Source organism: Kitasatospora sp. NPDC004272 (assembly GCF_053603035.1).
Genome location: NZ_JBSGET010000015.1, coordinates 45,942 through 70,583, shown reverse-complemented (window position 1 = coordinate 70,583; position 24,642 = coordinate 45,942). Strand labels below are relative to the sequence as shown.

The window sequence follows — 24,642 nt, the reverse complement described above, 5'->3', positions numbered from 1 at the left end:
CACGGACGGGCGCGGACGGGCGTGGTCCGGGCACGGGCGGCGGCCGGTGCGCCCGGTTCCGCCGAACCGGGCGGGCCCCCTCTCCGCCCGTGCCCCGAACACGCCCGCCCGCGGCGCCGCTACAGCAGGAAGCCGGTCGGGAACGGGTCCGTCGGGTCGAGGAAGTACTGCGCGGTGCCGGTCACCCAGGCCCGGCCGGTGACGGTCGGGACGACGGCGGGCCGGCCGGCGACCGTGGTCTCCTCGACCAGGCGGCCGGTGAAGGTCGTCCCGATGAAGGAGTCGTTGCGGAAGTCCGCGCCGATCGCCAGCTCGCCGCGGGCGTGCAGCTGCGCCATCCGCGCGGAGGTGCCCGTCCCGCACGGCGAGCGGTCGAACCAGCCGGGGTGGATGGCCATCGCGTGCCGCGAGTGCACCGCGTCCGAGCCGGGCGCGAGCAGTTGGACGTGGTGGCAGCCGTGGATGGACGGGTCCTCGGGGTGCACCGGCCGGTCGTCGGAGGCGTTGATCGCGTCCATCAGGGCCAGCCCGGCGGCCAGGATCCCGTCCTTGCGCCCGCGCTCGAACGGCAGCCCGAACCGCTCCAGCGGCAGGATCGCGTAGAAGTTGCCGCCGTACGCGAGGTCGTAGCCGACCCTCCCGTAGCCGGGCACCGTCAGCTCCCGGTCCAGCGCGACCGCGTACGAGGGCACGTTGCGGATGGTGACGCCGACCGCGGCGCCGTTCTCCACCGCGACGTCGGCGACCACCAGTCCGGCGGGGGTGTCCAGCCGGACGGTGGTGACCGGCTCGACCACCGGCACCATGCCGGTCTCCACCAGCACGGTGGCGACGCCGATGGTGCCGTGGCCGCACATCGGCAGCAGTCCGGAGACCTCGATGTACAGCACGCCGAAGTCGGCGTCCGGCCGGGTGGGCGGCTGCAGGATCGCGCCGCTCATCGCGGAGTGGCCGCGCGGTTCGTACATCAGCAGCGTGCGGAACCCGTCCAGGTGCTGCTGGAAGTGGGCGCGCCGCTCGGCCATGGTGGCGCCGGGGACGGTGCCGAAGCCGCCGGTGATCACCCGGGTGGGCATGCCCTCGGTGTGCGAGTCGACGGCGTGGAAGACGTGACGGGTCCGCATCGCGGTGCTCTCTCCAGTCAGCTGACGGCGGGTCGGGTGGTGCGGCGGTCCGGACCTGCTCCCCCGGGGCCGGTCCGGACCGCCTCGCCGGGTGGTTACCGGTGGCCCTCGGCGAGCGCCTTCTCGGTCGCGGCGCGCACCGCGGCCTCGATCTCCGGGACGAGCGGCAGCCGCGGGGCACGGGTCGGGCCGCCCGGGCGCCCGGCGATGTCCATGGACAGCTTGATGGACTGCACGAACTCGGTCCTGGAGTCCCAGCGCAGCAGCGGGTGCAGCGACTTGTAGAGCGGGACGGCGGTGGCCAGGTCGCCGGAGACGGCGGCGTGGTACAGCGCGGAGCTGGCGGCGGGCAGCGCGTTCGGGTAGCCGGCGATCCAGCCGACCGCGCCGGCGACGGCCAGTTCCAGCAGCACGTCGTCGGCCCCGACCAGCAGGTCCAGGCCGGGGGCCAGCTCGCCGATCTCGTAGGCGCGGCGGACGTCGCCGGAGAACTCCTTGACCGCGACGATCGAGCCGTCCGCGTGCAGCCGGGCGAGCAGCGACGGGACGAGGTCGACCTTGGTGTCGATCGGGTTGTTGTACGCGACGACCGGCACCCCGGCCTCCGCGACCTCGGCGTAGTGGGCGCGCACCGCGGCGTGGTCGGCGCGGTAGGCGTTCGGCGGGAGCAGCAGCACCGAGCCGGCCCCGGCCTCGGCGGCCTGCTCGGCCCAGCGGCGGGCCTCGGCGCTGCCGTAGGCGGCCACGCCGGGCATCACCCGGGCGCCGTCCCCGGCCGCCTCGACGGCGGTGGCGACGACCTTGGCGCGCTCCTCGGGGGTGAGCGTCTGGTACTCGCCGAGCGAGCCGTTGGGGACGACGCCGTCGCAGCCGTTGTCGATCAGCCAGCGGACGTGCTCGGCGTAGGCGTCGTAGTCCACCGTGAGGTCGTCACGGAAGGGCAGGGTAGTGGCGACCATGATGCCGCGCCAGGGACGGGCGGGGTCGTGGGGGGTGCGGGTCACGGGGGTCTCCCTAGATATGATGTGTGACATTTTATAAGCGGGCGAGCAGGGTCCACAAGAGGGACCCGCCCACCCCGGCAACGACCCGGCAGCGCGTCGGACAGCCTTCACCGCCGAGGAACGGCAAGCCGCTGCATGCTCCCGACCCGCCGAGCCTCACGACCGACGGACCGAGACCACCCGAACCGGCCTCAGTGCCGGCCCGACCGCTCCGGCCCCGGCTCCAGCCCCGACCGCTCCGGCTCCGGCCGGGGTGCGGCCAGTTGCGCCAGCGGCACCGGGCAGGACAGCGGTCGGCTGTCCTGCCGCCCCGCGCCGCCACCGGACAGGCAGGCCACCGCGGGCCCGCACATCCGGCCCTGGCACCAGCCCATCCCGGCCCGGGTGAGCAGCTTGACCGTCCGGGCGTCACCGGCACCGAGCTCCTCGACGGCCGCCCGGACCTCCCGGGCCGGAACCTCCTCGCACCGGCAGACCTCGGTGTCGTCGGTGACCCAGCCGGTCCAGTCCGGCCCGGGCACGTGCGCGGCGGCCATCAGCGCGGCGAACGCGCGCCGCCGCCGCCGGACGGCCGTCTCCCGGGCCGGGGCCGGACGCCCGGCCACCGCGTGGGCGGCCAGCACGCCCTCGGCGAGCGCCAGGTCCGCGCCGCCGACGCCGCAGGTCTCCCCCGCCGCCCACAGCCCGGCCACGCTGGTGCGCTGCTCGGCGTCGACCTTGAGGGCGACCGCGCCGTCCGGCCCGGTGACCGTCTCGGCGCCCAGTTCGGCGGCCAGTTCGATCTGCGGGACGAGCCCGTGCCCGATCGCCAGCGCGTCGCACGCGATCCGCCGCTCGCTGCCGGGCACCGGCTTCCAGCGGGCGTCCAGCCGGGCCACCGTGACGGCGGTGACCCGGTCGGTGCCGTGCGCCTCGACCACGGCGCTGCTGCGGCGCAGCCGCACGCCGTGCCGCAGCAGCCTGGCGCCGTGCGCGGCGCCCTCGGCCAGCTTCGCGGGGTTGCCGGCCAGCACCGGCAGCCCGCGGAGGTAGCCGAGGTAGGAGGTGGCCTCCACGATCGCGGGGACCTCCGCGCCGGCCGAGACCAGCGAGGAGGCGGCGGCCAGCAGCAGAGGGCCGCTGCCGGACACCACGATCCGGTGGCCGGGGAGCACCAGCGAGGACTTGAGCACCGCCTGCGCGCCGCCCGCGGTCACCACTCCGGGCAGCGTCCAGCCGGGGAAGGGCAGGTGCCGCTCGTGGGCGCCGGTGGCCAGCAGGACGGCGCGGGCCAGGACGGTGGCCCGGTCGGCCGCCCCGGGGCCGCGGGTGGCGTGCAGGCGCCAGGGGCGCTCCCCGTCGCCGGGGACGCCCGCCTCGACCGCCCACACGTGGTGGCCGGCCAGGTGGTCGACCAGCGGCGAGGCCGCCAGCCGTTCGCGCAGCCGGGCGAAGACCGCCCAGCCGTGGTGCAGCTTCTCGGGGCGCGCGGCGCCCAGTTCGGGTCCGGGGTGCCGGTAGTACTGGCCGCCGAGCCGGCTGCCGGCGTCCACCAGCGCGACCCGCAGGCCGAGCCGGGCGGCGGCGTCGGCCGCGGCCAGTCCGGCGGGGCCGGCGCCGATCACCGCGAGGTCGTGGACCTCCCCGGCGCCGTCGCGCGGCTCAGACTTCGAGGTCGGCACGGCCGTGGCCCTCCTGGGTGCTGACGGTGTCGCCGTGCTCCGCGGGCAGCAGGCACAGGCGCTGGTTGGGGCGGCCGTTGACGGTGGCCAGGCAGTCGAAGCACTGGCCGATCCCGCAGAACGCCCCGCGCGGACGGCCTCCGCCGCGGGTGGTGCGCCAGGCGGCCACGCCGTCGGCCCACAGCGCGGCGGCCAGCGTCTGGCCGGGCAGCGCGGGCACCGGGCGGCCGTCGAACAGGATGGTGCGGGCAGGGCCGGGTTCGGCGCCCACCAGGTCGAGCGGGTCCATCGCTACTCCTCGCCTTCACGTGCTTCGTACCGCCCGGCGGGAAGCCCGACCCGGCCGGCCGGCACCCCGGCCCCGACCCGCGCGCGGGGTCCGCCCAACGGGCGGGAGGGTCCGACGCGGCCCCCGCCGAGCAGCGCGAACCGCTCCCGCCGCCGCCCGGCGGCCCCGCCCGCCGCGACCGCCGGCCCGCTCCGCCCCGCACTCACGACCACTCCTCCGCACCCGCGAACCGCTCCGGCCGAAACGGCGCAAGGTCGAACTCCGTTTCCACCCCGGCCAGTTGGCGGCTGATCAGCAGCCCGGTGGCCGGTGCCAGGCCGATCCCCGCGCCCTCGTGCCCGCAGGCGTGGTAGAGGCCGGGCACCCGGGCGTCGCGCCCGATGGCGGGCAGGTGGTCGGGCAGGTACGGGCGGAAGCCGCGGTAGCAGCGCTGCACCTGGACGGTGCGCAGCACCGGGAAGAGCGCGGCGGCCTGGGCGGCGAGCCGGTGCAGCACCTCGGGGGCGAGGGTGCGGTCGAAGCCGACCCGTTCCCGGCTGGCGCCGATCAGCACCGGCCCGGCGGGGGTGCCCTCGACCACGGCGGAGGACTGCAGGTCGGCCGAGCCGGAGGCGACGTCGGCGACGTAGTCGGCGGCGTAGACCTTGTGCCGGACGATCCGCGGCAGCGGTTCGGTGACCAGCACGAAGCCGCGCCGGGGCAGCACCGGCAGCCGCACCCCGGCCAGCGCGGCGAGTTCGCCGCCCCAGGTGCCGGCCGCGTTGACCACGGCGGGCGCGGCGAGGGCGCCGCGTTCGGTGCGCACGCCGGTGACGGCGCCGCCGGGGCCGCGCAGCAGGCCGGTGACGGCCTCGCCGAGGTACCGGTCGGCGCCGGAGGCGCGCAGCAGGTGGGCGGCGGCCAGGGCGGGCTGCACCTGGGCGTCCTGCGGGTACAGGTAGCCGCCGGGCAGGTCCTCGGCCAGGTGCGGTTCGAGGGTGCGCAGTTCGTCGGCGGCGACCGGGACGGCCTGTACGCCGGCGGTGCGCTGCTTCGCGGCGAAGCCGTGCAGCAGGTCGAGTCCGGCGGCCCCGGTGGCGACCACGAGGCCGCCCTTCGGCTCGTACTCGACGCGGTCGCCGAGCTCCTCGGCGAGGTCGCGCCACAGCCGGGTGGAGAGCAGGGCGAGGTCGAGTTCGGGGCCGGGTTCCTTGTCGGAGACCAGCAGGTTGCCTTCGCCCGCGCCGGTGGTCCCGCCGGCCACCGGGCCGCGGTCCACCACGGCGGCCTGCAGGCCGGCGCGGGCCGCGTAGTACGCGCAGGCGGCGCCGACGACGCCGGCGCCGACCACCACGACGTCGTAGGAGGTTCGCTTGAGCACGCCAGTAATATGTCACATGGCTTGAACCCCGGGCAAGCCCCCCACCAGCGCGGATCGACCCCGCGCCCACCAGCGCTCCCCGGGAACGCGGACGGCCCCGGACCACAGGGGTCCGGGGCCGTCCGTCGGCGGGGCCGATCAGCGCTTCAGCGGCTCATCAGGTGATGTCGTCGTCGATCTGGTCGCGGCGCGCGGCCGGGATCGGCGCGGGGGGCTCCACCGGCTCCACCCCGCCGACCGACTCGGCACCCGCCACGCTCTCGACCGTCAGGTCGACCTCGGAGGCTTCCTCGTCGCTCAGCCCGGCGTCGGGGTTGCGGGCCGCCTTGCGCTTGTCGTTCATCAGCGAGATGCCGACCGCGATGAAGTACAGCGCCCAGATCGGCGCGGCCAGCGCCAGCATCGACACCGGGTCGGCGGACGGGGTCGCGAACGCGGCGAACACGGTGATGCCCATCACCATGGCGCGCCACCAGCCCAGCATCCGCCGACCGGTGAGCACCCCGACCAGGTTCAGCATCACCAGGAACAGCGGCAGTTCGAAGCCCGCGCCGAACACCAGCACCATGCGGGTGACCAGGTCGAGGTAGTCCTCCACCGGCACGATCGAGGTGACGCCGTCCGCGACGAAGCTGATCAGCATCTGCGCGGTCATCGGCATGACCAGGTAGGCGAACGCCGCCCCGGCGAGGAAGAGCGGGGTGCCGATGGCCAGGAAGGAGATCGAGTAGCGCTTCTCGTGCTGGTGCAGGCCGGGCGCCACGAACTTCCACAGCTGGTACAGCCAGACCGGGGTGGCGGCCACCACGCCGGCGGTGAGGCTGACCTTCAGCACCAGGGTGAACGGCGTCAGCAGACCGATGTTGGACACCTGGGCGCAGTGCTCGTCGCCCGGCACCGGGTGCCCGTCCGGACCGCAGGCCGGCAGCGGGGCGATCAGGAAGTCCAGCAGCCGCTTGTTGAAGAACGCCGCGATGATCGTGAAGAAGATGATCGCCAGCAGTGACTTGACCAGCCGGTTGCGCAGTTCGCGGAGATGGTCGGCGAGCGCCATCCGCCCCTCAGGGTCCTTGGCCGCTTTGGTCGTCTTGCTCAACCCGGTCCTCGAATCGTGCGCTCGTCGTAGTCGGAGTGGTGCGGGAGCCCGACGGTGGTGCTCAGGGGGAAGACCCTCAGGCCACCCGGTCGGAGCGGGAGGCGCCGGGGGCCGCCTTGACCACCCGGTCCGGTTCGGCGGCGGGCCGCGCGGCCGGGGCCACGGGGCTCGCGGGGGTCGCGTCCTCGCGGCCGGAGTCGAACTCCCGGCGCAGCGCCTTGCCCTCGCTCTTGAGGATCCGCAGGGAGCGGCCGAGCGCCCGCGCCGCGTCCGGCAGCCGCTTGCCGCCGAACAGCAGCACCGCGAACACCGTGACCAGCAGCAGCGAGCCGGGCGACAGGAGCCTCATCTCCGGGGCACCGCCTTCCTTGTCCGGGAGGCAGGGCTCCCCCTCTGCGGGCGATGGTAGCCGCTCGGGGTGTCGCGGCGGGAACCCGGTACCCAACGATCGGATACCGGTCGCCCCCGCCGCACCGCGCCGTTCTGCCCCGCGCCGGTCCGCACCGCTCCCCCGGCGCGCCGCGCCACTCGGAGCCGCTCCCCCGGCGCGCCGGATCAGTCGGAGCCGCTCGCCCGCTGCAGCGCGCCGACCGCGCCGTCCACCTCGCGGGCCAGCGCCCGGGCGTCCAGCCACAGCCGCAGCGCGAGCACCCCGAGCACCAGCAGGCCCGCGGTGGACAGCAGGACGGCGCCGACCAGGGTCCAGTTCACGTGCGGGGCCTCCCCTATCCGTCCACCGGCAGCAGCCGCATGGTGTGCACGCCGGCCTCGGTGAGCGCGGCGACGATCTTCTCCCCGGCGATCTTGCGGACGACCGCTCCGCAGGCCGGGCAGGTGAAGCTGTAGAAGGTGCGTTCCTTGCTGGCGCCGAGGGCCAGCCGGAACTCGCCGGCCGGGAGTTCGACCTTCTCCCGGCACTGCGAGCAGTACACCTTGAATCTGGTGCCTTCGGTCACGTGGTTCAGACCTGTCCGTCCCGGTAGTGCTCCAGCGCGGCCAGCGCGGCGGTGCGGGCCTGTTCGGCGAGCTGGGCGGGGGCGGTGATCCGGCCGTCCCGGCCCAGGCGCAGCGCGAGGGTGCGCAGCCCGGCCGGTTCGGCGGAGCGCAGGGTGATCCGCAGGCCGCCGTCGGGGAGTTCCTCGGCGCTGTCGTGGGTGTAGTACTCGGCGACCCAGCGGCCGCCGGGGCCGACCTCGACCACCACCTGCGGGTCGTCCGCGGTGGGGGCGACCAGTCCGGCGGACAGGTCGCGGGGCTGGAGGCGGGGCGGGTTGGCGGGTTCGTCCAGCACCTTGATCTCGGCGATCCGGTCGAGCCGGAAGGTGCGCCGGTCCTCGGAGGTGCGGCACCAGCCCTCCAGGTAGGTGTGGCCCTCGGTGACCAGCCGGATCGGGTCGACCTCGCGCTCGGTCAGCTCGCCGCGGCCGTGCGACCAGTAGCGCAGCCAGATCAGCCGGCCCTCGCTGAGCGCCCGGTCGATGTCGGCGAAGACGGTGCCCTCGGCCTCGAAGGTGACGCCGATCCGGGCGGCGGACTCGGCGTTCTCGCCCGCCGCGTCCTCGATCTTGGAGACGGCCCGGGTGAGCGCCTGCCGGTCGCGCTCGCGCAGCCCGGGGAGCCCGGCGACGGCGCGGGCGGCGACCAGCAGCGCGGTGGCCTCGTCGGCGGCCAGTCGCAGCGGCTGGGCGACGTCGTCGACGTTGTGCCACCAGATCCGCTCGCCGTCGGTGTCGATGTCGAGCAGGTCGCCGCCGCGGAAGGACGTCCCGCACATCGGCAGCACGTTCAGGTCGCCGATCAGCTCCCGCTCGGTGATCCCGAACGCCCGCGCCACCTCGGCCACCTCGGCCCCGGGGCGCTCGCGCAGGTAGGTGACCAGCGACAGCATCCGCCGCGTCTGGTCGATCGCGTTACTCATGCCTGAACCTCCGCGAGACCGGCGACGGCGCGCAGCCGGTCGATGACGTCGGCCCGCAGGTCCTCGGGGCCGATCACGATGACGTCGGGGCCGTACTCGGCCAGGTCGGCGCCGAGGCCGTTGCCGTACGGGATGTCCAGCTCGTCCCAGTCGGCGTTCACCGCGCGGGTCTCCAGCGCCCGCTGGCGCAGCGGGTAGGCCGCGCCGGAGCGCACCTCGACCTTCGCCACCGCGGTCGCGCCCTCGCCGGCGAACCGGGCCACCACGGCCCGGACGTCCACGTGCTCGGGCACCTCGCCGGTGAACGCGCCGGCCCGGGAGCGGACCTTGCCGGTGATCCGGGAGAGCCGGAACACCCGGGCCGAGCCGCGGTCGCGGTCGTAGCCGGCCAGGTACCAGTGGCCGCGCCAGCACTCCAGCGCCCAGGGCTCGACCGAGCGCGGCTCGGCGGTGGCGGCGCCGGCCTTGCGGTAGTCGAAGGTGACCGGGCGCCGGTCGCGGGCGGCGGTGAGCAGCGGTTCGAACGCGGCCTCCCGGCCGGGGATCCGCGGTTCCAGCGCGCCGTGCTCGGGCTCCTCGGCGAACGGGACGCCCGCGGCGCGGAGCTTCTGCAGGGCTCCGCTGGCGGCCCCGGACATCTTGGCCTGCTGCCAGACCCGGGCGGCCAGCGCCAGCGCGGCGGCCTCCTCGGCGTCCAGGGCGATCTCCGGGAGGCGGTTGCGGTCGCGGCGGGCGAGGTAGCCGATCTCGCCGTCGAGCGCGTTCTCGTCCACGTCGATGATCAGTCCGAGTTCCCGCAGGTCGTCCTTGTCGCGCTCGAACATCCGGTTGAAGGCGTCCTCGGAGCCCTGCTGCCAGGCCTCCCGGTACGCCTCGACGGACTCGCGCAGCTCTTTCTTGGAGAGCGGACGCCGGGTGTTCATCAGGCACAGGGCTAGGTTCATCAGCCGCTCTGCCTTGGCGATCGCCATCGCTGACCCTTCCTCCGATCGGGGGTGACCCGCCTGACCGTACCGGTACGGACGCGTCCAGAGAAAGCCGAACCCCCGGCTCCTGGCGGAACCGGGGGTGTCGGTGGTACGTCCGAGGTCAGACGCCCAGCAGGTCCACCACGAAGATCAGGGTGGAACCGGCCGGGATGAGCGGGCTCGGCGACTGGTTGCCGTAGGCCAGGTGCGGCGGGATGACCAGCTCGCGGCGGCCGCCGACGCGCATGCCCTCGACGCCCTGGTCCCAGCCCTTGATGACCCGGCCCCCGCCCAGCGGGAACTTGAAGGTCTGGCCGCGGTTCCAGGAGGCGTCGAACTCCTCGCCGGAGGCGAAGGTGACACCCACGTAGTGGACCTCGACGGTCGCGCCGGCCTTGGCCTCGGCGCCGTCGCCGACCACGATGTCGCGGATCTGGAGCTCGCTCGGGGCGTCGCCGCCCGGGAAGTCGATCTCCGGCTTGGTCAGGCTCACGATTGCTCTTCTCGTTCGGTTGCGTGAACGCCACTCATCCTAGGCGCACGGACGGGCCGTCAGCTGTCGCCGCCGACGCCCGCGTCCAGGATGTCCACCACGAACACCAGGGTGGAGTTGGCCGGGATGCTGTCGCTGGCCTTGTCCTTGTAGCCCAGCGAGGCGGGGATGACCAGCTCGACCCGGCTGCCGATGTTCTGGCCGGTGATGCCCTGGTCCCAGCCCTCGATGACGCTGCCGGCGCCGGTGGTGAAGGTGAACGCCTGCCCGCGGTCGAGCGAGGAGTCGAACTTCTTGCCGTCCTTGTACAGCACGCCGGTGTACTGGACCAGCACCTTCTCGCCGGCCTCGACCTTGCGGCCCTTGCCCTGGATCAGCACGTGGCTCTTGAGCTCGGTCGGGTCGGCGGCGTCCTTGACCGGGGTGATCTCGGCGGCCTTGCTGCCGTTGTCCTTGACCTGCGGGAAGTCCGCGGGCGGCGGGGTCACGTCACCGGAGAGCACCGCGTTCGGGGCGGTGGACTGCCGGATGTCCAGCACGAACACCAGGCTGTCGGTGCCCGCGATGCCCAGCTGGCTGTTGCCCTGGGCGCCGAACGCGGCGGCGGGCGGGGCGACCACCAGCAGGCGGCTGCCGGCCTTGTGGCCCTCGACGGCGCTGTCCAGCGCGGGGATCAGCGAACCGGCGCCGGCCTGGTAGAGCTGCGGCTTGCCGTTCTGCTCCCCGTACGAGCCGGGGATGTCCTTGCCGGTCTGCCAGTCCATAGCCGTGTAGTCGACGGAGACCCAGTTGTTCTTGTCGACCTTCGGGCCGCTGCCCTCGGACAGCACCTTGACCACGAACGTCCCGTCGGGGGCGTCCTTGGGCAGGGTGATGCTCGCCTTGGTGCCGAAGTCGCCGGAGACCGAGGGCAGCACCTTGGCGCTGTCCTTGATCGGCGGCACCGGCTCCTGGCTGGGCGCCGCCTCCGAGGCCCCCGCGTCGGGGCTGGGCGTGACCGCGGCCGAGTCCGACTTCGCCGCGGACTTGCTGCCGCCGTCCTTGTTGACGTAGTACATCGTCACGCCGGAGGCGACCAGCAGGACCGCGAGGACCGAGCCCAGGATGACGCCGAGCCGGCCCACGCCGCCCGGGTCCTCGTTGTACCCGGCCTCGGAGAGCGGGACCTTGCGCTGGTTGGACGCGAAGACCTGCGGCGCCTGCTCGGCCTTGGCGTCCGGGTTGACCGGGTTGGTGGGCGGCGCCCAGCCGGCCTGGGTCAGGATCTCGGCGGGGACGACGATCGACTCGCGGTCCACGACGGGCTTGTTCCCGGTGCTGTCGGCCTCGCCCGGGCTCGACGCTTTCTCAGACATGACTCCCCATTCGACTCGCCCGACGACGCGTGTACCACTGGTGCGGGGCAGCAGTATGTCAGGTCGGCATGAGAGCCGTTCAGTCCGGTCCGCGCCCCGCTGTCAGGCACTTCTCAGACGGCTTCCAGGATGTCGATCACGAACACCAGGGTGGAGTTGGCCGGGATCGACCCGCTGGCCTGGTCCCCGTAGCCCAGCGAGGGCGGCACCACCAGCATCACCCGGCTGCCGACGGTCTTGCCGACCAGCCCCTGGTCCCACCCCTTGATCAGGCTGCCGGTGCCGACCTGGAGGGCCTGCGCGCCGCCGTGGTTCCACGAGGAGTCGAACTGCTTGCCGTCCGCCCAGGTCACGCCGGTGTACTGGACCAGCAGCGTCTGCCCGCTCTGCACCTCCGGCCCGGTGCCCTTGACCAGCACGTACTGCTGCAGGTCGGCGGGCGGCTGCTCGCCGGAGGGGACGGTGATGGTCGGCGCGGCCTTGCCGTTGTCCTTCACCTGCGGGGCGTTCGCCGGCGGCTGGGTGAGGTCCCCGGGGATGGTGGTGTCCGGCGCGACGGAGTTCATCACGTCCAGCACGAACACCACGGTGTCGTCCTTGCCGACGCCCAGCGCGGTCGACCCCTGGCTGCCGAACCCGGCCGCGGGCGGCGCCACCACCAGCACCCGGGAGCCGACCTTCTTGCCGACCACGCTCTGGTCGAAGGCGGGCACCAGCTGCCCGCTGCCCGCCTGGTACAGCTGCGGCTTGCCGCCGGAGTCGTAGGAGCTGGACAGGTCCTTGCCGGTGGTCCAGTCCTTGACGGTGTAGTTGACCGTCACCCAGTCTTCCTTCTTGACCTCCGCCCCGGAGCCCTCGCTCACGGTGCTCACCACGAACTGGCCGCCGGGCTGCTCGGAGGGCAGCGTGATCGTCGCCTTCGAGCCGAACTCGCCGCTGACGGTCGGCATCGGCGAGGCGGACGCCACCGGGCTCGGCACCTCGACCGCGGAGGCCGAGGAGGCCGGGGCCGTCGTCGCGGCGGACTTCCCCGAGCCGTCCGAACTACTGCATCCGGCGATCAGCGCGACGGTCAGGGAGACGGTGAGCAGGCAGGCGGTTCGACGCATGGCGTCAGCCTATGACCCGATTCGTCCGGTCCGTCGGAGGCGCTCGGCGCGCCCCCGACGGACCGTCGGCCGCCGGTGGCTCACATGCCGGCGATCAGCTTCTCCACCCGCTCGTCGACCGAACGGAACGGGTCCTTGCACAGCACGGTGCGCTGCGCCTGGTCGTTCAGCTTGAGGTGCACCCAGTCGACGGTGAAGTCGCGGCGCTGCTCCTGGGCGCGCCGGATGAAGTCGCCGCGCAGCCGGGCCCGGGTGGTCTGCGGGGGCACCGACTTGCCCTGGAAGGTCAGCAGGTCGGTGGTGACCCGCTGGGCCTGCCCGTTCTTCTGCAGCAGGTAGAACAGGCCGCGGCGGCGGTGGATGTCGTGGTAGGCGAGGTCGATCTGGGCCACCCGCGGGTTGGACATGGTCATCTGGTGCTTGGCCCGGTACTTCTCGATCAGCTGGTACTTCATGATCCAGTCGATCTCGGTGCCGACCTTGGCCAGGTCCTCGCTGCGCACCGCCTCCAGGGTGCGGCCCCACAGGTCCAGCACCCGGGCCACGGTGCCCTCGTTGAGGCCCTTGCGGTCGGCGAACTCCAGCGCCTTGGTGTAGTACTCCTCCTGGATCTCCAGGGCGGACGCCTCCCGGCCGTTGGCGAGCCGGACCTGGTGGGTGCCGGTCAGGTCGTGGCTGACCTCGCGGATCGCCCGGATCGGGTTCTCCAGCGTCAGGTCGCGCATCACCACCCCGGCCTCGATCAGCCGCAGCACCAGGTCGGTGGCGCCGACCTTGAGCAGCGTGGTGGTCTCCGACATGTTGGAGTCGCCGACGATGACGTGCAGCCGGCGGTAGCGCTCGGCGTCGGCGTGCGGCTCGTCCCGGGTGTTGATGATCGGCCGGGAGCGGGTGGTGGCGGAGCTGACGCCCTCCCAGATGTGCTCGGCGCGCTGGCTGACGCAGTAGACCGCGCCGCGCGGGGTCTGCAGCACCTTGCCGGCGCCGCAGATCAGCTGCCGGGTCACCAGGAACGGGATCAGCACGTCCGCCAGCCGGGAGAACTCGCCGTGCCGGGCCACCAGGTAGTTCTCGTGGCAGCCGTAGGAGTTCCCGGCCGAGTCGGTGTTGTTCTTGAACAGGTAGACGTCCCCGGCGATGCCCTCCTCGTGCAGCCGCCGCTCGGCGTCCACCAGCAGCCCTTCGAGGATCCGCTCGCCGGACTTGTCGTGGGTGACCAGCTCGGTGACGTCGTCGCACTCGGGGGTCGCGTACTCGGGGTGGGAGCCGACGTCGAGGTAGAGGCGGGCGCCGTTCTTCAGGAAGACGTTGCTGCTGCGGCCCCAGGAGACGACCCGGCGGAAGAGGTAGCGGGCGACCTCGTCCGGCGAGAGCCGGCGCTGGCCCCGGAAGGTGCAGGTGACGCCGTACTCGTTCTCGATCCCGAAAATTCGACGGTCCATGGACGCCTCTTCTCTGTTCGAAGCTCGGTGGAACCCCTCGGTGGCGGTGGTGGACCGGGGGGCGGCCCGCCGCGTTCGGCGGGCCGCCCGGGCCGGTCATTCGGTGTCGGCGCCCTCGTCGTCGCCGTCCTCGGCGGCGGCCGACTCGTCACCGCTGAGCAGCCGGGCCAGCTGGCCGCCCAGGATGCGCTTGAACTTCCGCTGCTGGGGCCGCTGGCGGTCCAGCACCGCGACCTCCAGCTGCTCCGGCGTCAGCGTCCGCGGGGTGCCGCCGTTCGGGTCGCGGGCCAGGCCGTCGACGGCCAGCTTGAGCGCCTCCGCGAGGCCCAGCCCGGCGCGGTGGCGCTGGCCGAGGTAGCTGCCGATGGAGTCGGCGTTGCCGCCGACCACCACGGCGTTCTTCTCGTCCACCACCGAGCCGTCGGGGGTGAGCCGGTAGATCTGGTCGTCGGCGTCGCTCCGGCCGACCTCGGCGACGATCAGCTCGACCTCGTAGGGCTTCTCCCCGACCGAGGAGAAGATGGTGCCGAGGGTCTGCGCGTAGACGTTGGCCAGGCCGCGGGCGGTGACGTCGGCCCGGTCGTAGGAGTAGCCGCGCAGGTCGGCGTAGCGGACGCCGCCGATGCGCAGGTTCTCGAACTCGTTGTAGCGGCCGACCGCGGCGAAGGCGATCTTGTCGTAGATCTCGGAGACCTTGTGCAGCGCGCGGGAGGTGTTCTCCGCGACGAAGACGATGCCGTCGGCGTAGGTGAGCACGACCACGCTGCGGCCGCGGGCGATGCCCTTGCGGGCGTACTCCGCGCGGTCCGCCATGGCCTGCTGGGGCGAGACGTAGAACGGCGTGGACACCGCCGGTCTCCCTTCGGTGGTTGGGGCGGACTCAGAGGAGCGGGGCCTGCGGGCCGTTCGGGTGCTGGCGGCGCTGGTCGGTGATGGAGACCGCGATCGCGGCGACCTCGTCCTCGGTGAGCCGGCGGAAGCCGTCCTCGGTGATCAGCGTGACGATCGGGAAGATCTTGCGGGCCAGGTCGGGGCCGCCGGTCGCGGAGTCGTCGTCGGCGGCGTCGTAGAGCGCCTGGACGGCGAGGGTGGCGGCCTGCTCGCCGGTCAGCCCGTCCCGGTAGAGCTTCTTCATCGAGCCGCGGGCGAAGACCGATCCGGAGCCGGTGGCGGCGAAGCCGGCCCGCTCCTCGGAGCGGCCGCCGGTGACGTCGTAGGTGAAGATCCGGCCGCGGCCGAGGTCGAGGTCGTAGCCGGCGAAGACCGGGACGACCGCGAGGCCCTGCATGGCCATCGCCAGGTTGGAGCGGATCATCGTGGTGAGCCGGTTGGCCTTGCCCTCGAAGGAGAGCACGGCGCCCTCGATCTTCTCGTAGTGCTCCAGCTCCAGCTGGAACAGCCGGACCATCTCGACCGCCAGGCCCGCGGTGCCGGCGATGCCGACCGCGCTGTACTCGTCCGCCGGGAAGACCTTCTCGATGTCCCGCTGGGCGATGACGTTGCCCATGGTGGCGCGGCGGTCGCCGGCCAGCACCACGCCGCCGTCGAAGACCGCGGAGACGATGGTGGTGCCGTGCGGCGCCTCGACCGTCATCCCCTCCGGGAGGGGGCGCCGGCCGGGGAGCAGCTGGGGCGCGTGGCTGTCGAGGAAGTCGAGGAACGAGGAGGAGCCGGGGGTGAGGAAGGCGGCCGGCAGACGCCCGGTGCCACTGAGGTTGGCTTCCACACGTGTCCTTCCGGATCGAAGATCGAAAGTTGCTTGGTGCCCCGGACCCTACCCGCTTCCGGGGCCGGTTCCACGCGCTGCGCACGGGAGCTTGCGGGAACACGAGGCCGCAGGCGCGCTCAGGGCACACCTGCGGCGCTCGTGGTGCTGTTTTCGGTGGCGGAGGGGATTCCCCCTCTCACTCGCCGCCCTTCTGCACGAATCCGCGCACGAAATCCTCCGCGTTGGATTCCAGTACCTCGTCGATTTCGTCGAGTACCGAGTCGACGTCGTCGCTGAGCTTTTCCTGGCGCTCCTTGAGCTCGTCCGAAGCCTGCGTTTCCGCGGCCTGCTCCTCGACCTCCTCGGAGGAGCGGCTCGCCCGCTGCTGGCCGCCGCCGGTGTCCTTCTCCGCCATTTCCCTCACCCCGCTCGTTCGGTGTTCTCGTTCAACGCTGGCTGCTCACCGGAATGATTCCCCGCTGGGGAAATGTTCACCCCCGGTGATCGAAAAGTTACCCGCCGGAGAGGACCCGGACCAGGTCCTCGGCGGTGCGGCACCGGTCGAGCAGCTCCTTGACGTGCTCCCGGGTGCCGCGCAGCGGCTCCATGGTCGGGACGCGCTGGAGGCTGTCGTGGCCGGGCAGGTCGAAGATGACGGAGTCCCAGGAGGCCGCGGCCACGTGGTCGGCGTACTGCTCCAGGCAGCGGCCGCGGAAGTAGGCCCGGGTGTCGTCGGGGGGCTGGGTGACGGCGCGGCGCACCTCGTCCTCGGTGAAGAGCCGCTCGAACCGGCCGCGCGCCGCCAGCCGGTTGTACAGGCCCTTGTCGGCCCGCACGTCGCTGTACTGGAGGTCGACCAGCTGGAGCCGGGGGCTGTCCCAGTCCAGGCCGTCGCGCTGCCGGTAGCCCTCCAGGACCTCCTTCTTGGCGATCCAGTCGAGCTGCCGGGACAGGCTCATCGGGTCGCGCTCCAGCCGGCCCAGCACGTCCTCCCAGCGGGCCAGCACGTCCAGGGTCTGGTCGTCGGCGTCCTGCCCGTGGCGGTCCTCGACGTACTTGCGGGCCAGCTCGCAGTACTCCATCTGGAGCTGGACGGCGGTCAGCCGGCGGCCGCTGCGCAGCTGGACCAGCTGCTTGAGGTCGGGGTCGTGGGAGATCCGGTGCAGGGTGCGCACGGGCTGGTCGACGGCGAGGTCGACGGCGATGAAGCCGTCCTCGATCATCGACAGCACCAGGGCGGTGGTGCCGAGCTTGAGGTAGGTGGAGATCTCCGACAGGTTGGCGTCGCCGATGATGACGTGCAGCCGGCGGTACTTCTCGGCGTCGGCGTGCGGTTCGTCGCGGGTGTTGATGATCGGGCGCTTGAGGGTGGTCTCCAGGCCGACCTCGACCTCGAAGTAGTCGGCGCGCTGGCTGATCTGGAAGCCGTGCCCGCCGCCCTCCTGGCCGATGCCCACCCGGCCGGCCCCGCACACCACCTGGCGGGAGACGAAGAACGGGGTGAGGTGGCGGACGATGTCGGCGAACGGGGTGGTCCGCTGCATCAGGTAGTTCTCGTGGGTGCCGTAGGAGGCGCCCTTGTTGTCGGTGTTGTTCTTGTAGAGCAGGATCCGCTGCCCGCTGGGCAGTTCCAGGGCGCGCTCGGCGGCCTCCGCCATGATCCGCTCGCCGGCCTTGTCCCAGAGCACCGCGTCGCGCGGGTTGGTGACCTCGGGCGAGGAGTACTCGGGGTGCGCGTGGTCGACGTAGAAGCGGGCGCCGTTGGTGAGGATGACGTTGGCCAGGCCGATGTCCTCGTCGGTGAGCTGGCTGGCGTCCGCCACGTCCCGGGCCAGGTCGAAGCCCCTGGCGTCGCGCAGCGGATTCTCCTCCTCGAAGTCCCAGCGGGCGCGGCGCGCCCGGTGCATCGCCGCGGCGTACGCGTTGACGATCTGGGACGAGGTGAGCATGGCGTTGGCGTTGGGGTGGCCGGGCACGGAGATGCCGTACTCGGTCTCGATCCCCATCACGCGCCGTACGGTCATGCGGCCCTCCTGACCTGTGGGTACTGCTGGGTGCTGCCGGTGCAGACGCGCCGTCCGGCTGCGGAGCCCTGCCGAGCGCCGCAGCCGGACGGGGTCGTGCGCGTGCTACAGGTACTGCCCCGTGTTGGCGACGGTGTCGATGGAGCGGCCGGACTCGGCGCCCTGCTTGCCGGTGACGAGGGTGCGGATGAAGACGATCCGCTCGCCCTTCTTGCCGGAGATGCGGGCCCAGTCGTCCGGGTTGGTGGTGTTGGGCAGGTCCTCGTTCTCCTTGAACTCGTCCACGCAGGCGGCGAGCAGGTGGGAGACGCGCAGACCGCGCTGGCCGTGGTCGAGGTAGTCCTTGATGGCCATCTTCTTGGCCCGGTCCACGATGTTCTGGATCATGGCGCCGGAGTTGAAGTCCTTGAAGTACAGGACCTCCTTGTCACCGTTGGCGTAGGTGACCTCCAGGAAGCGGTTCTCCTCGGTCTCCGAGTACATCCGCTCGACCACCGACTGGATCATGGCGGCGACGGTGACCGACACCGAGCCGTCGTGCTCCTTGAGGTCGTCCGGGTGGAACGGGAGGGTGTCGCGCAGGTACTTGGAGAAGATGTCCTTGGCCGCCTCGGCGTCCGGCCGCTCGATCTTGATCTTGACGTCCAGGCGGCCGGGCCGCAGGATCGCCGGGTCGATCATGTCCTCGCGGTTGGAGGCGCCGATGACGATGACGTTCTCCAGGCCCTCCACGCCGTCGATCTCGGCGAGCAGCTGCGGGACGATGGTGTTCTCCACGTCCGAGCTGACGCCGGAGCCGCGGGTGCGGAACAGCGACTCCATCTCGTCGAAGAAGACGATGACGGGCGTGCCCTCGCTCGCCTTCTCCCGGGCCCGCTGGAAGACCAGGCGGATCTGCCGCTCGGTCTCGCCCACGTACTTGTTGAGCAGCTCGGGGCCCTTGATGTTGAGGAAGTAGCTCTTGCCCTGCGGGCGGCCGGTCACCTCGGCGACCTTCTTGGCCAGCGAGTTGGCCACCGCCTTGGCGATCAGCGTCTTGCCGCAGCCGGGCGGGCCGTAGAGCAGGACGCCCTTGGGCGGCCGGAGCTCGTACTCCTTGAACAGGTCGGCGTGCAGGTACGGGAGTTCGACGGCGTCCCGGATCTGCTCGATCTGGCCGGAGAGGCCGCCGATCTGCCGGTAGTCGATGTCCGGGACCTCTTCGAGGACCAGCTCCTCGACCTCGGACTTCGGCACCACCTCGTACACGTAGCCGGAGCGGGGCTCCAGCAGCAGGGCGTCGCCCGGGCGGAGCGTCAGGCCGTGCAGCGGCTCGGCGAGCCGCACCACGCGCTCCTCGTCGGTGTGGCCGGTGACCAGCGCGCGGTCACCGCCCTCCAGCACCTCCTTGAGGGTGACGATCTCGCCGATCCGCTCGAACGCCATCGCCTCGACGACGTTGAGCGCCTCGTTGAGCATCACCTCCTGGCCGCGGCGCAGCTCGTCCAGCTCCACGCTGGGGCTGACGTTGACCCGGAGCTTGCGGCCCCCGGTGAAGATGTCGGCGGTGCCGTCCTCGTTCTTTTCGAGGAAGGTGCCGAATCCGGCCGGCGGCTGGGCGAGTCGGTCGACCTCCTCCTTGAGGGCCACGATCTGGTCGCGGGCCTCGCGCAGGGTGGCGACGAGCCTCTCGTTCTGGGCGGTCACACCGGCCAGGCCGGTCTGCAGCTCGGTGATCCGCTCCTCAAGGATCCTCGATCCGCGCGGGGAATCCGCGAGCCTGCGCCGAAGGACGGCGATCTCCTGTTCGAGGTAGGAGACCTGCGCGGCCTCGTCGGACCCCCGTGCGGGCCTGCCGGCGCTGCGGTCGTACTCGTCATCGTGGGCTGCCACGGTCCTCACCTCCTCCTGGGGGAGCTGGACGACCCAAACCTACCTGGGACCAGGGCGATGTAAACCCCTTAGTGATCAGAAAGGCGGGTCGGGCGTGTCCGGTTGTTCGCCCTGCGTGCTTCCCCTCTTGGTAGAGGAGATGCCCACCGCTCAACGGTTCAAAGCAGCGCGGATGTATCGTGACAGGAATGTCCCCGAATGCGGGGCGACCGGAGCAGAAACGGCAGGGGCAATGGCGGGGACTGGCGAGGCACTCGAAGTCTGGATCGACCAGGATCTGTGCACCGGCGACGGCATCTGCGCGCAGTACGCGCCCGAGGTCTTCGAGCTCGACATCGACGGGCTCGCCTACGTCAAGGGCGCGGACGACGAACTGCGCCAGCAGCCGGGCGAGAGCGTGCCCGTGCCGCTGACGCTGCTTCAGGACGTGGTGGACTCCGCCAAGGACTGCCCGGGCGACTGCATCCACGTCCGCCGGGCGGCGGACGGCGTCGAGGTCTACGGGCCGGACGCCGACTGACGGCCGCTCAGGCGCCGTGCACCGGCGTGCTGGTCTCGTTCCTGGTCCACGTCCCGGCGGTCCGGGTCCAGGTCAGGTCGACCCGCAGGTCGGGCGAGAAGCGCGGCACGTCCGGGGAGGAGTAGCCGCGGGCCGTGCCGCGGATCGAGCCGTCGCTGCGGATCGCCAGCTCGGTGACGGTCAGGCCCTCGCTGTCGGACAGCAGGGTGACCGGGGCGCCGGCGGCGGCCAGCAGGAACACCCCGTCCGGCGGAGTGCCCATGTCCGCCCGGCAGTGCGCGGCGGCGACGGTCACCGGGGCGCCGTCCAGCACCGCGGCGGCCTTCAGGCTCACCGCGACCGGGAACGGGCCGCACTCCAGCGGCAGGTCGGCCTTGGCCGGGTCAACCTCCGGCAGCGGCGTCGCGGCCGGGGGCGCCGGCTCCGCGGCCGGCCCGTCGGCCGCCTGACCCGCCGTCACCGCCCCGGTCGCCGAGGTGGCGCCCAGCGCCCCGCCCACCACGGCCGCGCAGCCCGCCGCGACCAGCACCCAGTGCTTCAGCCCCGACCGCGCGTGCCCGGGTATCCGACGCTCCGTCACCACGAGACTCCCCTCTTTCCGGTCCGGGCATCCTTCCACACCGGGTGCCGGGGCGACCCCTCAGGGGCGCGGGGAGCGCGCGGGGCGGGAGACGCCGACAGCCGGGTCGCGGGGCGGGCAGTGACCTGCCGCTCCCCCGCGACCCGGCTGTCGGCGGGTGCGTGTCGTGCGTGCTACTCCGGGAGGTCCCGGGCGTCGTGCGAGGCGGCCTGGCGCTGCGCCTTGCGGATGGCCGCGCGCTCGACGAGCGAGAGCTCGGTCTCGGGGCCGGTCTCGTAGTCCTCGCCGTAGGAGCCCTTGGCGGGGCGGCGGCGGCGCAGCGGGGGCTCGACGCCGTCGGCGAGGCGGCGGGCGGTGAGCAGGAAGCCGGTGTGGCCGATCATCCGGTGGTCCGGGCGGACCGCGAGGCCCTCCAGGTGCCAGGTGCGGACCATGGTCTCCCAGGCCTGCGGCTCGGTGAAGGTGCCGTGCTCGCGCAGCGCCTCGACGGTGCGCGACATCTGGGTGGTGGTGGCCACGTAGCAGCAGATCAGGCCGCCGGGGACGAGCGCCTTGGAGGCGACGTCCAGGCACTCCCAGGGGGCGAGCATGTCGAGGATGACCCGGTCGACGTCGGTCTCGACCAGGTTGTCCTGGAGGTCGCCGACGGTGAGCTTCCAGGCCGGGTGCGGGCCGCCGAAGTAGCGCTCGACGTTGCCCTTGGCGATGTCCGCGAAGTCCTGCCGGCGCTCGTAGGAGGCGAGCGAGCCGGTGTCGCCGACGGCGCGCAGCAGGTAGGTGGAGAGGGCGCCGGAGCCGACGCCCGCCTCGACCACCTTCGCGCCGGCGAAGATGTCGGCCATGGCGAGGATCTGGCCCGCGTCCTTGGGGTAGATCACCGCCGCGCCGCGCGGCATGGACAGGACGTAGTCGGGGAGCAGGGGGCGCAGCGCGAGGTACGGGACGTTGCCCGTCGTGCGGACGACCGTGCCCTCGGGAGCGCCGATCAGCTCGTCGTGCGGGAACATACCCTTGTGGGTGTGGAACTGGTTCCCGGCCTGGAGCGTGAACGTGTAGTGGCGGCCCTTGGGGTCGGTCAGCTGGACCTGGTCCCCGACCTGGAAGGGCCCGCGTCGGCGGGTGGCACCGGTCGGTTCGGACATGGGGGCCATCCTACGGGAGCCGGAGGGCTGCCCCCGACCACATGATCAGTTCGGGCCCGCGGCCCGGCCCTGGAGCGCGGCGGTGAGCTTGCGTTCGAGGTCGGTGAGGGAGAGCACGCCGTAGACCGAGCCGTCCGGGCGGACCACCAGGTACTCGGTGGCGGGGGCCCGGCGCAGGGTGTCGAGGATCTGTTCGCCGGCCAGGTCGACGGGGACGGTGAGGCCGGGTCCGAGGTCGCGGGAGACGGCGGTGACGGCGATCCAGGGCCGACGGTGCTCGGGGACGGCGCTGACCGCGGACTCCTTGACCACGGCGACCGGTTCGCCGCGCCCGTCGACCACCACGATCGCCCCGGCGTGGGCCTCGCGGGCCCGGCGCATGGCCTCGCCGAGCGGGGTGTCGGCGGGGACGTCGATGCTGCGGCGGGCCATCTCGCGGACCTTGAGCCGGGGCAGCACCTCCTTGAGCCGGGCGTTGCGCAGCGAGTTGCCGGCGCCCTGCCAGATGATGAAGCCGAGGATCGCGGCCAGCACGCCGTCGACCATGGCCTCGGTGGAGGTGCGCTCGACGTCCTGGGAGGAGCTCAGGATCGGCAGGCCGAGGACGACGGCGACGGCCAGCGCGCGGCCGGCCCAGACCGCGGCGAGGGTGCCCTTCATCGGGTTGCCGGTGACCGCCCAGACCACGGCGCGCAGCATCCGGCCGCCGTCCAGCGGGAGGCCGGGGAGCAGGTTGAAGGCGGCGACGACCAGGTTGGAGACCATCAGCCCGGCGAGCAGCACGCCGGGGACGGTGGCGGGTTCGACGGCGCGCAGGCCGAGCCAGAAGGCGCCGCCGAGCAGCAGCGAGAGCAGCGGGCCGACGAAGGCCAGCCAGAACTCGCGCCAGGGGCGGTCGGCCTCCTTCTCGATCTCGGAGACGCCGCCGAGGAACTGGAGCTGGATCCGGCGCACGCCGAGCTTGTAGCGCAGCCCGACCACGGTGTGGGCGAGCTCGTGGACCAGCACCGAGGCGTAGAAGGCGACGGCGAAGGAGAAGGCGAGCAGGTAGCGGCCCGCGCCGAGGTCGGGCAGCACGTCGGCGAGCCGGCTGCCGAAGACCCAGGTGATCAGGGCCGCGACCAGGAACCAGGACGGGGTGACGTAGACGGGCACGCCGAACGGACGGCCCATCAGGATGCCGCCGCGCGGCTGCTCCCCGGGCTTCGGCTCCTGTGGTGCCCGCCCCTCGGTGTCGTTCACCGTGCTCCTTCCGTTCCGCCGTCCGCTGGTGCCTCGTACGCTACGTGATCTCGTCCCGGGAACGGCGGTGCCCCCGCCCTCCCCTTTACTTGTACCCAGCTCCGCGACCCGTTCGCCCGTGCTGTCGCTCCGGTGCAATAGGGTCGTGGCATGCAGCAGACCGACCCCTCGCCCGCCCCGCGTCCGGCCGCCCGGCCGACCGGGCTGTCGCCGTCCCGGGCGGGTGACTTCATGACCTGCCCGCTGCTGTACCGGCTGCGGGTGATCGACCGGCTGCCGGAGCCGCCGAGCGCGGCCGCGACCCGGGGGACGCTGGTGCACGCGGTGCTGGAGCGGTTGTTCGACCACCCGCCGGCCGAGCGCACGCCGGAGCGGGCGCTCGGGCTGCTGGGCCCGCAGTGGGAGCGGTTGCTGGGGGAACGGCCGGAGCTGGCGCAACTGTTCCCGGGCGAGCCGGAGAAGCTGGCCGACTGGCTGGCAGACGCCGAGAAGCTGGTGCGGAAGTGGTTCCGGCTGGAGGACCCGGTCCGGCTGCACCCGGTGGAGCGCGAGCTGTACGTGGAGACCGCGCTGGAGTCGGGCCTGCTGCTGCGCGGGTACATCGACCGGGTGGACGTCGCGCCGTCCGGCGAGGTGCGGCTGGTGGACTACAAGACCGGCCGGGCGCCCTCGCGGGACTTCGAGGGCAAGGCGATGTTCCAGATGAAGTTCTACGCCCTGGTGGTGTGGCGCTGGAAGGGCGTGGTCCCCAAGCGCCTGCAGCTGGTCTACCTGGGCGGCGGCGGGGACGTGGTGACGTACGACCCGGACGAGGCCGACCTGCTCGCGGTGGAGCGGAAGCTGGAGGCGCTGTGGGAGGCGATCTCGGCGGCGGTGGCGACCGGTGACTTCCCGGCGACGCGCAACCGGCTGTGCGACTGGTGCGACCACCAGGCGTCCTGCCCGGAGTTCGGCGGCACTCCCCCGCCGTACCCGCTGCCCCTGACCAGTGTGACCATTCCCGGCAAGGAGTCGTAGGTTGACGATCCGTGTGCTGCTGGTGGACGACCAGCCGCTGCTGCGTACCGGTTTCCGGATGATCCTGGAGGCGGAGTCCGACCTGGCGGTGGTCGGCGAGGCGGGCGACGGGCAGCAGGCGCTGGACCAGGTCCGCGCCCTGCAGCCGGACGTGGTGCTGATGGACATCCGGATGCCGCGGATGGACGGCGTGGAGGCGACCCGGCGGATCGCCGGGCCGGACCGGGACGGCCCGGCGAAGGTGCTGGTGCTGACCACCTTCGACCTGGACGAGTACGTGGTGGAGGCGCTGCGCGCGGGCGCCAGCGGCTTCCTGCTGAAGGACGTGCCGGCCGAGGAGCTGGTGCAGGCGATCCGGGTGGTGGCGGACGGCGCGGCGATGCTGGCCCCCTCGGTGACCCGCCGGCTGCTGGACATGTACGCCACCAAGCTGCCCTCGGGGGACGAGGCGCCCCCGCAGGCGCTGACGGTGCTGACCGAGCGTGAGGTGGAGGTGCTGCGGCTGGTGGCGCGCGGCCTGTCGAACGCGGAGATCGCCGCCGAGCTGTTCGTCTCGGAGACGACCGTGAAGACGCACGTCGGCCACGTGCTGACCAAGCTCCAGCTGCGCGACCGGGTGCAGGCGGCGGTGTACGCGTACGAGAGCGGCCTGGTGCGCCCGGGCGCGCTGTAGTCCGCCGCGAGCGCCGAACGGCCCGCCACCCCGAGGGGGTGGCGG

General features: G+C 72.8%; 26 protein-coding genes. 3 read left to right on the top strand and 23 right to left on the bottom strand.

Annotated elements, in window-relative coordinates:
- Positions 1–119 precede the first annotated feature (119 nt).
- From ACWEO5_RS07550 to arc, 20 genes are all read right to left on the bottom strand, one after another.
- On the bottom strand, positions 120–1,124 hold the full coding sequence (locus tag ACWEO5_RS07550; RefSeq protein WP_452161043.1) for a proline racemase family protein: 1,005 nt from the start codon (positions 1,122–1,124) through the stop codon (positions 120–122).
- 95 nt (positions 1,125–1,219) lie between these two features.
- On the bottom strand, positions 1,220–2,158 hold the full coding sequence (locus tag ACWEO5_RS07545; protein WP_452161041.1) for a dihydrodipicolinate synthase family protein: 939 nt from the start codon (positions 2,156–2,158) through the stop codon (positions 1,220–1,222).
- Positions 2,159–2,319: 161 nt separating this feature from the next.
- Entirely contained in the window at positions 2,320–3,789 is a 1,470-nt protein-coding gene (locus ACWEO5_RS07540) for an FAD/NAD(P)-dependent oxidoreductase (protein ID WP_452161039.1), read from the bottom strand.
- On the bottom strand, positions 3,770–4,078 hold the full coding sequence (locus tag ACWEO5_RS07535) for a (2Fe-2S)-binding protein (protein ID WP_452161037.1): 309 nt from the start codon (positions 4,076–4,078) through the stop codon (positions 3,770–3,772). Before ACWEO5_RS07535 ends, ACWEO5_RS07540 begins: the two co-directional genes overlap by 20 nt.
- Positions 4,079–4,280: 202 nt before the next feature.
- On the bottom strand, positions 4,281–5,438 hold the full coding sequence (locus ACWEO5_RS07530; RefSeq protein WP_452161035.1) for an NAD(P)/FAD-dependent oxidoreductase: 1,158 nt from the start codon (positions 5,436–5,438) through the stop codon (positions 4,281–4,283).
- A 157-nt stretch (positions 5,439–5,595) separates the two neighbouring features.
- The gene (gene tatC / locus ACWEO5_RS07525) at positions 5,596–6,492 is read right to left on the bottom strand and encodes a twin-arginine translocase subunit TatC (RefSeq protein ID WP_452161066.1); all 897 of its coding nucleotides are present in this window, start codon (positions 6,490–6,492) and stop codon (positions 5,596–5,598) included.
- Positions 6,493–6,610: 118 nt separating this feature from the next.
- A complete protein-coding gene (locus ACWEO5_RS07520; protein WP_452161033.1) occupies positions 6,611–6,883 on the bottom strand; it encodes a twin-arginine translocase TatA/TatE family subunit in 273 nt (90 codons plus the stop codon).
- 206 nt (positions 6,884–7,089) lie between these two features.
- On the bottom strand, positions 7,090–7,245 hold the full coding sequence (locus tag ACWEO5_RS07515; RefSeq protein WP_344552738.1) for a hypothetical protein: 156 nt from the start codon (positions 7,243–7,245) through the stop codon (positions 7,090–7,092).
- Positions 7,246–7,259: 14 nt separating this feature from the next.
- On the bottom strand, positions 7,260–7,490 hold the full coding sequence (locus ACWEO5_RS07510; RefSeq protein ID WP_344552737.1) for a hypothetical protein: 231 nt from the start codon (positions 7,488–7,490) through the stop codon (positions 7,260–7,262).
- A gap of 5 nt (positions 7,491–7,495) precedes the next feature.
- Positions 7,496–8,452, bottom strand: a complete 957-nt coding sequence (locus tag ACWEO5_RS07505) for a helix-turn-helix transcriptional regulator (RefSeq protein ID WP_344552736.1) — start codon at positions 8,450–8,452, stop codon at positions 7,496–7,498.
- On the bottom strand, positions 8,449–9,423 hold the full coding sequence (locus ACWEO5_RS07500) for a helix-turn-helix transcriptional regulator (protein WP_344552735.1): 975 nt from the start codon (positions 9,421–9,423) through the stop codon (positions 8,449–8,451). The genes ACWEO5_RS07505 and ACWEO5_RS07500 overlap by 4 nt, the downstream gene beginning before the upstream one ends.
- Positions 9,424–9,541: 118 nt before the next feature.
- Positions 9,542–9,913 carry an FKBP-type peptidyl-prolyl cis-trans isomerase gene (locus ACWEO5_RS07495; RefSeq protein ID WP_452161029.1) on the bottom strand — a complete coding sequence of 124 codons (372 nt, stop codon included), beginning with the start codon at positions 9,911–9,913 and terminating at the stop codon, positions 9,542–9,544.
- A 59-nt stretch (positions 9,914–9,972) separates the two neighbouring features.
- Entirely contained in the window at positions 9,973–11,268 is a 1,296-nt protein-coding gene (locus ACWEO5_RS07490) for an FKBP-type peptidyl-prolyl cis-trans isomerase (RefSeq protein WP_452161027.1), read from the bottom strand.
- A 113-nt stretch (positions 11,269–11,381) separates the two neighbouring features.
- Positions 11,382–12,377, bottom strand: a complete 996-nt coding sequence (locus tag ACWEO5_RS07485; protein WP_452161025.1) for an FKBP-type peptidyl-prolyl cis-trans isomerase — start codon at positions 12,375–12,377, stop codon at positions 11,382–11,384.
- Positions 12,378–12,457: 80 nt separating this feature from the next.
- The gene (gene pafA, locus ACWEO5_RS07480; RefSeq protein ID WP_030458364.1) at positions 12,458–13,819 is read right to left on the bottom strand and encodes a Pup--protein ligase; all 1,362 of its coding nucleotides are present in this window, start codon (positions 13,817–13,819) and stop codon (positions 12,458–12,460) included.
- 96 nt (positions 13,820–13,915) lie between these two features.
- A complete protein-coding gene (gene prcA, locus ACWEO5_RS07475) occupies positions 13,916–14,668 on the bottom strand; it encodes a proteasome subunit alpha (protein ID WP_344552727.1) in 753 nt (250 codons plus the stop codon).
- A gap of 31 nt (positions 14,669–14,699) precedes the next feature.
- Positions 14,700–15,545, bottom strand: coding sequence for a proteasome subunit beta (gene prcB / locus ACWEO5_RS07470; RefSeq protein ID WP_452161022.1), 846 nt, complete (start codon positions 15,543–15,545; stop codon positions 14,700–14,702).
- A gap of 178 nt (positions 15,546–15,723) precedes the next feature.
- Positions 15,724–15,942, bottom strand: coding sequence for a ubiquitin-like protein Pup (locus tag ACWEO5_RS07465; protein ID WP_380239164.1), 219 nt, complete (start codon positions 15,940–15,942; stop codon positions 15,724–15,726).
- 97 nt (positions 15,943–16,039) lie between these two features.
- On the bottom strand, positions 16,040–17,551 hold the full coding sequence (gene dop / locus ACWEO5_RS07460; protein WP_452161020.1) for a depupylase/deamidase Dop: 1,512 nt from the start codon (positions 17,549–17,551) through the stop codon (positions 16,040–16,042).
- A 105-nt stretch (positions 17,552–17,656) separates the two neighbouring features.
- On the bottom strand, positions 17,657–19,423 hold the full coding sequence (gene arc / locus ACWEO5_RS07455) for a proteasome ATPase (RefSeq protein WP_344552722.1): 1,767 nt from the start codon (positions 19,421–19,423) through the stop codon (positions 17,657–17,659).
- A gap of 232 nt (positions 19,424–19,655) precedes the next feature.
- Between arc and ACWEO5_RS07450 the strand changes: the two genes are divergently transcribed.
- A complete protein-coding gene (locus tag ACWEO5_RS07450) occupies positions 19,656–19,943 on the top strand; it encodes a ferredoxin (protein WP_033212814.1) in 288 nt (95 codons plus the stop codon).
- A gap of 7 nt (positions 19,944–19,950) precedes the next feature.
- Here the strand turns inward: ACWEO5_RS07450 and ACWEO5_RS07445 are convergent, their stop codons facing one another.
- The 3 genes from ACWEO5_RS07445 to ACWEO5_RS07435 form a co-directional block, all read right to left on the bottom strand.
- A complete protein-coding gene (locus ACWEO5_RS07445) occupies positions 19,951–20,523 on the bottom strand; it encodes a hypothetical protein (RefSeq protein ID WP_452161017.1) in 573 nt (190 codons plus the stop codon).
- 173 nt (positions 20,524–20,696) lie between these two features.
- Positions 20,697–21,665: a tRNA (adenine-N1)-methyltransferase gene (locus ACWEO5_RS07440; RefSeq protein ID WP_452161015.1), complete on the bottom strand. Its 969-nt coding sequence runs from the start codon at positions 21,663–21,665 to the stop codon at positions 20,697–20,699.
- A 45-nt stretch (positions 21,666–21,710) separates the two neighbouring features.
- Positions 21,711–22,907, bottom strand: coding sequence for a site-2 protease family protein (locus ACWEO5_RS07435; protein ID WP_452161013.1), 1,197 nt, complete (start codon positions 22,905–22,907; stop codon positions 21,711–21,713).
- Between the two features lie 150 nt (positions 22,908–23,057).
- Between ACWEO5_RS07435 and ACWEO5_RS07430 the strand changes: the two genes are divergently transcribed.
- A complete protein-coding gene (locus tag ACWEO5_RS07430; RefSeq protein ID WP_452161011.1) occupies positions 23,058–23,924 on the top strand; it encodes a RecB family exonuclease in 867 nt (288 codons plus the stop codon).
- 1 nt (position 23,925) lies between these two features.
- Positions 23,926–24,597, top strand: a complete 672-nt coding sequence (locus tag ACWEO5_RS07425; protein WP_452161009.1) for a response regulator — start codon at positions 23,926–23,928, stop codon at positions 24,595–24,597.
- Positions 24,598–24,642 lie beyond the last annotated feature (45 nt).

Excerpts from the sequence above, each read along its gene's own strand:
- tatC (WP_452161066.1), bottom strand. The coding sequence starts at position 6,492 with ATGGCGCTCGCCGACCATCTCCGCGAACTGCGCAACCGGCTGGTCAAG.
- ACWEO5_RS07545 (WP_452161041.1), bottom strand. The coding sequence starts at position 2,158 with ATGTCACACATCATATCTAGGGAGACCCCCGTGACCCGCACCCCCCAC.
- ACWEO5_RS07430 (WP_452161011.1), top strand. The coding sequence starts at position 23,058 with ATGCAGCAGACCGACCCCTCGCCCGCCCCGCGTCCGGCCGCCCGGCCG.
- ACWEO5_RS07440 (WP_452161015.1), bottom strand. The coding sequence starts at position 21,665 with ATGTCCGAACCGACCGGTGCCACCCGCCGACGCGGGCCCTTCCAGGTC.
- ACWEO5_RS07465 (WP_380239164.1), bottom strand. The coding sequence starts at position 15,942 with ATGGCGGAGAAGGACACCGGCGGCGGCCAGCAGCGGGCGAGCCGCTCC.
- ACWEO5_RS07450 (WP_033212814.1), top strand. The coding sequence starts at position 19,656 with ATGGCGGGGACTGGCGAGGCACTCGAAGTCTGGATCGACCAGGATCTG.
- ACWEO5_RS07485 (WP_452161025.1), bottom strand. The coding sequence starts at position 12,377 with ATGCGTCGAACCGCCTGCCTGCTCACCGTCTCCCTGACCGTCGCGCTG.
- ACWEO5_RS07535 (WP_452161037.1), bottom strand. The coding sequence starts at position 4,078 with ATGGACCCGCTCGACCTGGTGGGCGCCGAACCCGGCCCTGCCCGCACC.
- dop (WP_452161020.1), bottom strand. The coding sequence starts at position 17,551 with ATGACCGTACGGCGCGTGATGGGGATCGAGACCGAGTACGGCATCTCC.
- ACWEO5_RS07550 (WP_452161043.1), bottom strand. The coding sequence starts at position 1,124 with ATGCGGACCCGTCACGTCTTCCACGCCGTCGACTCGCACACCGAGGGC.
- ACWEO5_RS07520 (WP_452161033.1), bottom strand. The coding sequence starts at position 6,883 with ATGAGGCTCCTGTCGCCCGGCTCGCTGCTGCTGGTCACGGTGTTCGCG.
- ACWEO5_RS07490 (WP_452161027.1), bottom strand. The coding sequence starts at position 11,268 with ATGTCTGAGAAAGCGTCGAGCCCGGGCGAGGCCGACAGCACCGGGAAC.
- ACWEO5_RS07500 (WP_344552735.1), bottom strand. The coding sequence starts at position 9,423 with ATGGCGATCGCCAAGGCAGAGCGGCTGATGAACCTAGCCCTGTGCCTG.
- pafA (WP_030458364.1), bottom strand. The coding sequence starts at position 13,819 with ATGGACCGTCGAATTTTCGGGATCGAGAACGAGTACGGCGTCACCTGC.
- ACWEO5_RS07505 (WP_344552736.1), bottom strand. The coding sequence starts at position 8,452 with ATGAGTAACGCGATCGACCAGACGCGGCGGATGCTGTCGCTGGTCACC.